Raw genomic sequence first — 6,363 nt, forward strand, 5'->3', positions numbered from 1 at the left:
GCGAGGTGGCGCTGAGCGGCGCATGCTGCTCCATCGCGTTGCGCAGCGAGCGGGTCAGCGTGTCGCTGCCCTGGAAGTGCTGCCACAGCGGTGCGGCGTCGTCGGCCCCGGCCCAGTCGGCCAGCGCCGCGCCGCGCGGCGGGCGCCATTGCACGACGCGGTGCTGCAGGTCGCTGCGCCATTGCCAGCAGTCGAGCGTCTGCGCCACCGCCTGCCGCTCGGCGCGCTCGTGCTGCAGGGCCTGTTCGGTGCGGCGCAGCCGCCGTCTCGACCAGGCCGCCCAGGCCCCGGTCGCGAGGGCTGCCAGCAGCAGCAGTCCGGCCGGCAGCGCGGTCTCGAGATTCATCCGACGGATTGTAAGGAGTGGTTGCAGCGTGACATTGTGGGGCGCGCGCCGGTTTCCAATGTGTCGGATGCCTCAAGTCGGTCCGGACGGGACCGAAAGTGGAACGAAGACCCTTTCCTGGGCCGAGTCAGTCCGTGGGGCCGACGCGGCAGCGCCATTTTCACCAGTAGTTGATCCATGCCTGCTCCGCTGTCTCGTCTTGCTCGATGGTTCGGTGTCCGCCAGGCGCGCCATGCGGCGAAGCCCGAGCCGGTGCCGCCGGTGGCGACGGTGCCGGCGCCGGCCGCGGCGGAGGAGGCGGTCATCGACTGGCTGGGCCTGCTGCAGCAGGTTGCCGTCGGCGTCGACGGGGCCGAATCGCTGGCCGACGCCCTGCACGCCGCTGCCGCGCTGCTGGCGCAGGGCCTGCAGGCCGAGGGCCACGCGGTGCTGCGCGTGCTGTCCGTCGCCGGCGACGCCGCCCAGCTGCAGGCCTGGGAGCAGCCCGAGGATCCGCATCCCGGCCGCTTCACCGTCCACCCGCGGCTCAGCGCCACCGGGCGGGCGGTCGCCGAAGGCCGCATCTGCCTGGCGCCGATGCATGGCTCGGCCGCCAGCGTGATGGCGCTGCCGGTGCGCGGCGGCATCACCACGGCTGCCGTGCTGGAACTGCACGGCGTGCCGGCGCAGCGCGACCTGACGGCCTTGCGCCGGGTGCTCGAGACGGTGCAGCGGCTGCTCGACCTGCGCGGCGCGCGTGCCGATGCCCAGGCAGACGCGCACGCCCCCGCCACGGTCCCCATTCCGCTCCTGCTGCCCACCACGCCGGCGCCCGCCGCGCCCGAGCCGGAACTGCTGCAGCTGCTGATGGAGAACCTGCCGGCCAGCCTGTTCGTGCTGAACCCGATCGACCGCCGCATCGTCGCGGTCAACACCCATGCCGAGCGCGAGTTCGCCAAGGGCCGCGAGCAGGTGCTCGGCAAGACCGTGCGCGATGCCTTCGGCGGCGATGTCGCGCTGCTCGGCGAGCCGGCCATCGCACGGGCGCTGGCCGAGCAGGGCACCATCGAGAGCGAGGTCGAGGTGCCGGGCGAGGGCGGCAGCCGCATCGTCAGCGCCCGCAGCTTCGCGCTGCGCCATGCCGACGGCACGCCGCGGCTGGTGATCGTGCTGGCGCGAGACGTGACCCGCGAGCGCCGTGCCGAGCGCGAGCTGCACGAGTCGCAGAACCGGCTGCGCGAGTTCGCGCACACGGTGGAAGACAGCCTGTTCGTCACCAACCCGGCGCGCGACCGCTTCCACTTCCTCGCCGAGAGCAGCTACGACACCTGGGGCACGCCGCAGGACGAGTTCGAGCGCACGCCGAACTCCTTCCTGTCGCGCGTGCTGCCGGAAGACCGCCACCTGCTGGCGGCGCGCCGCGAGCTGGAGGAACAGCTGCAGCCGGCCGACATCCGCGTGCGCATCCAGCACCCGGTCAAGGGCGTGCGCTGGCTGCGCTCGCGCACCCGCTCGCGCCGCATGCCCGACGGCGAGCTGCGCGTGTACGGCCTGGTGTGCGATGTCACCGAGGACCTGGAGCACGAGAACGAGCTGAAGCGCGCACGCGACATCGCCGAGGCCGCCAGCCAGGCCAAGAGCCAGTTCATGGCCAACATGAGCCACGAGATCCGCACGCCGATGAACGGCATCCTCGGCATGACCGAGCTGCTGCTGGGCACCGCGCTGAACGACCGCCAGAAGCGCTTCGCGCAGGCGGTGTACCGCTCCGGCGAGGCGCTGCTGGAGATCATCAACGACATCCTCGATTTCTCGAAGATCGAGGCCGGGCGGCTGGAGCTCGCGCCGGTCGATTTCTCGCTGCGCTCGGTGGTCGAGGACACGCTCGAGCTGCTCGCGCCGCGCGCGCACGAGAAGGGCCTGGAGCTGAGCTTCCGCGAGGAGCCCGGCATGCCGAGCCATGTGCACGGCGACCCGCTGCGGCTGCGCCAGGTGCTGACCAACCTGGTGGCCAACGCGATCAAGTTCACCGAAGCCGGCGAGATCGTCGTCGACGTGCGCATGCCGATGCCGGCGCAGTCGGCCGACCGCGCGCTGTGGCTGGAGTTCGAGGTGCGCGACACCGGCATCGGCATCGAGGACGAGGTGCTGCCGCGCCTGTTCAGCGCGTTCACGCAGGCGCACGGCGGCATGTCGCGCCGCTACGGCGGCACCGGGCTGGGCCTCGCGATCTCCAAGCAGCTGGTCGAGCTGATGGGCGGCGACATCGAGGTGCAGAGCTCGCCGGGCATCGGCTCGCGCTTCATCTTCAGCATGCCGATGGCGCCTGCCGACAGCGCCGGCGGCGACACCACGTCGCCGGGGCTCGACGTGACGCAGATGCCGGCCCTGCGCGTGCTGGTGGTCGAGGACCACGAGACCAACCGCACCGTGCTCGACAACATGCTCGGCGCCTGGGGCATGCAGGTGGTGCTGGCCGAGGACGGTCGGCAGGCGCTGGCGATCCTGTCGGGCGCGACGCCGATCGACCCGCGCTTCGACCTGGCGCTGGTCGACATGCACATGCCGCGGCTCGACGGCATGGGCCTGGCCCACGCGCTGCAGGCGCTCGGCCCGGAGCGCCCGGGCAGCGGCATGAAGATGATCCTGCTGTCGTCGGTGTCGTCGCCGGACGACGTGCGGGCGGCGCACCGCGCCGGCTTCGACCGCTTCGTCGCGAAGCCGGTGCGCAAGGCCGAGCTGCGCCAGGCGATCCTGGGCATCTCCAGCCACCGCGCCGATGCGACGCGCTTGACGCCCCGGCTGAACGCACAGATCCTTGTCATCGAAGACAATCCGGTCAACCAGGAGGTCATCGGGCAGATGCTCCGGGCGCTGGGGTGCCAGGTCCAGGTCAGCGCCTCGGCGCTGGAGGGTTTGAAGGCGTTGTGCGAGCGGCGCTTCGACCTGGTGCTGATGGACATCCAGATGCCCGGCATGGACGGCGTCGAGGCGTTGAACTGGTTCCGGCGCAGCCGCTCGGGACGGTTCAACTTCCTGACGCCGACCGAAACGCCGGTGATCGCCGTGACGGCCAATGCCCTGGGAGGGGATGAAGAACGGTTTCTCGAACTCGGTTTCGACGACTATCTGTCCAAGCCATTCCGCCAAAGCCAACTGCTCGCCATGCTTTCCAAACGATTGCGCCCCGCGGCGCCTGTGGATTCCGACAGCCCGCCCACCGGTGGCGCGGCCGCTCCGGCGCCCGCTGCCCCGGCGGCGGCCGCCGATGGCGTGCTCGATGCCGGCGCGCTCGACCGCCTGCGCGAACTCGACCCGAGCGGCGAGAACCAGCTGCTCGAGCGGGTCATGAAGGCCTTCGATACCTCGCTCGAGCGTCTTCTCCCCCAATTGCAGGATGCTCAGGCGTCCCACGACTTGACGGGCATCCGGCACGTGGTACACACGCTGAAGTCGTCTTCCGCGAGCATCGGGGCCCTCAAGATGTCTCAAATCTGCGCAGAAATCGAAGCCATGGTCCGCCGCGAGGCGACCCAGGGCATGGACGATCGCATCGTGGCGCTGCAGGCCGAGGTGGTGATCGTCGTGGCTGCCACGCGCCGGTTGCTGGGTCGCTGACCTCCATGAGCTCCAGCGCGCCGCTGCCCGACGACGACCTGCTCGGGCAGCCGCGCGTGCTGCTGGTGGACGACGACGAGGTCAACCTGCTGCTCACCGCGATCGCGCTGCGCGAGCGCGGTTTCGCGATCACCGAGGCCACCAGCGGCGAGCGGGCGATCCAGATCCTGGCCGACTGGTCGCCCGACGTCGTCGTGCTGGACGCGCTGATGCCCGGGCTCGACGGCTTCGAGACCTGCCGCGAGCTGCGCAGCCTGCCCGGCTTCGAATCGATGCCGGTGCTGATGCTGACCGGGCTCGACGACGACGCGTCGATCACCCGCGCCTACGAGGCCGGCGCCACCGATTTCTTCGTCAAGTCCACCCACTGGAGCCTGCTGGCGGGCCGGCTGCGCTACCTGCTGCGCTCGTCGCGCACCCGCCAGGAGCTGGAGCGCAGCAAGTCGAAGCTCGCGCGCGCGCAGGACCTCGCGCGCATGGGCAGCTTCGACTGGCACCGCGGCCACGGCAACCCGCTGTTCTCGGTCGAGGGGCTGCGGGTGTTCGGCCTCGGCCCGGGCGACACGCCCAGCATGCGGGCGCTGCTGCGCATGGTGCCGACCGAAGACCGCGCCGGCTTCGTGACCATCCTGCACGAGGTGATCCGCCACAGCTCGGTGCTGGCCACCGACATCCCGGTCACGCTGCCCGACGCCCGCCAGCGCATCATCCACGTCGAGGCCGAGCCGGAGTTCAACGAGCACGGCAACCTCTCCGGCTACACCGGCATCGTGCAGGACGTGACCGACCGCCGCATGGCGGAAGACAAGATCCGCCACCTCGCCAACTTCGATGCGCTGACCGGCCTGCCGAACCGCCGCCAGCTGATCTGGCGCACCGAGCGCGCGCTCGAGCATGCACGCCGGCTGAACCACCCGGTCGGGCTGCTGCTGATCGACCTCGACCGCTTCAAGGTGATCAACGACACGCTGGGCCATGGCGCCGGCGACGAGCTGCTGATGGAGGTGTCGCGCCGGCTGCGCTCGTGCGTGCGCCACTCCGACCAGGTGATGGAGAGCGCGGTCGAGTCGATGGGCTCGCGCTCGCACCGCACGCTGGAGGCGGTCGGCCGGCTCGGCGGCGACGAGTTCGTCGCGCTGCTGCCCGAGGTGTCCGACGAGTCGGATGCCGAGCGGGTCGCCGCGCGCGTGCTCGACGTGATGCGCGAGCCGATCTTCGTCGGCGGCCAGGAGTGCTTCGTCACGGCGAGCGTCGGCATCGCGATGTTCCCGCGCGACGGCCAGACGGTGGCCGACCTGATGCGCAACTCCGACGTCGCCATGTACTCGGTGAAGGCGCAGGGCCGCAATGCCGCGCTGCTGTACCGCCCGGCGCTGGCCGGCAAGGGCCGCGAGAAGCTCGAGCTCGAGAGCGCGCTGCACAAGGCCATCGAGCGCAACGAACTGGTGCTGCACTACCAGCCCAAGGTCGACGTGCGCGGCGCGCGCATGGTGGGTGCCGAGGCGCTGATGCGCTGGCAGCGCGGCGGCGTGCTGGTGCCGCCGGGCGATTTCATCCCGCTGGCGGAAGAAACCGGCCTGATCATCCCGCTCAGCGAATGGGCGATCCGCGAGGCGGCGCGCCAGGCCCGGATCTGGCAGGACAGCTTCGGCTTCAGCGACTCGATCGCGGTGAACCTGCCGAACCGGCTGTTCGAGCGCACCGACCTGGTCGAGCACATCCACCAGGCGGTCACCGCGTACGGCGTGCCGCACCATGCGATCGAGCTGGAGATCACCGAGACGGGCCTGATGAAGGACCTGCAGAACGTGATCCCGACGCTGCACCGGCTCAACGAGATCGGCGTCGAGATCTCGATCGACGACTTCGGCACCGGCTACTCGTCGCTCGCCTACCTGACCACGCTGCCGATCAGCGAGCTGAAGATCGACCGCTCGTTCGTGCGCGACCTCGGCATGACGCCGCAGAGCTCGGCGGTGGTCACCGCGATCATCGCGCTGGCGCGCTCGCTCGGCCTGCGCGTGGTGGCCGAGGGCGTCGAGAACATGCGCCAGATGGAGGTGCTGCACCGGCTGGGCTGCGGGATGATGCAGGGCTTCCTGTTCAGCAAGGCGCTCGCGCCCGAGGCGCTCGAACAGTGGCTGCAGCAGACGGTGCTGCCGCGCAAGGCGCCGTGGATCGTCGACGCCGGCGACGGCGACGACCTGTCCGATTCGATCCGGGCCGGGCTGGAGCCGCGCCCGAATCGCTACACCCCCAAGTGATCTCTCTTCCTGCCCTCCCTCTTCTTGCCCTGACCTGATCGATGGACACCAAACCCCAGGCGCCGCAGACGCCTGCCGTGCTGGCCAAGGCCGCGCTGCGCCGGCTCGTGGTCGACAAGCTGGAGCCGACGCCCGAGAACTACGCCCGGGCCTACC

The 6,363-nt window shown here is 70.7% G+C and carries 3 protein-coding genes; 2 read left to right on the forward strand and 1 reads right to left on the reverse strand.

Going from position 1 to position 6,363, the window contains the following annotated elements; all coding sequences use genetic code 11:
* A partial coding sequence (locus tag AC1D01_RS16505) for a hypothetical protein (RefSeq protein ID WP_477868078.1) occupies nucleotides 1-346 on the reverse strand: 346 nt, incomplete at its 3' end.
* 177 nt (nucleotides 347-523) lie between these two features.
* Here AC1D01_RS16505 and AC1D01_RS16510 point away from each other — a divergent pair.
* Both AC1D01_RS16510 and AC1D01_RS16515 read left to right on the forward strand, forming a co-directional pair.
* Nucleotides 524-3,943, forward strand: a complete 3,420-nt coding sequence (locus AC1D01_RS16510) for a PAS domain-containing hybrid sensor histidine kinase/response regulator (protein WP_477868080.1) — start codon at nucleotides 524-526, stop codon at nucleotides 3,941-3,943.
* A gap of 5 nt (nucleotides 3,944-3,948) precedes the next feature.
* Nucleotides 3,949-6,207, forward strand: a complete 2,259-nt coding sequence (locus tag AC1D01_RS16515) for a putative bifunctional diguanylate cyclase/phosphodiesterase (protein ID WP_477868082.1) — start codon at nucleotides 3,949-3,951, stop codon at nucleotides 6,205-6,207.
* The last annotated feature ends 156 nt before the right edge of the window (nucleotides 6,208-6,363 follow it).

Source organism: Rhizobacter sp. P3_B12 (assembly GCF_056402895.1).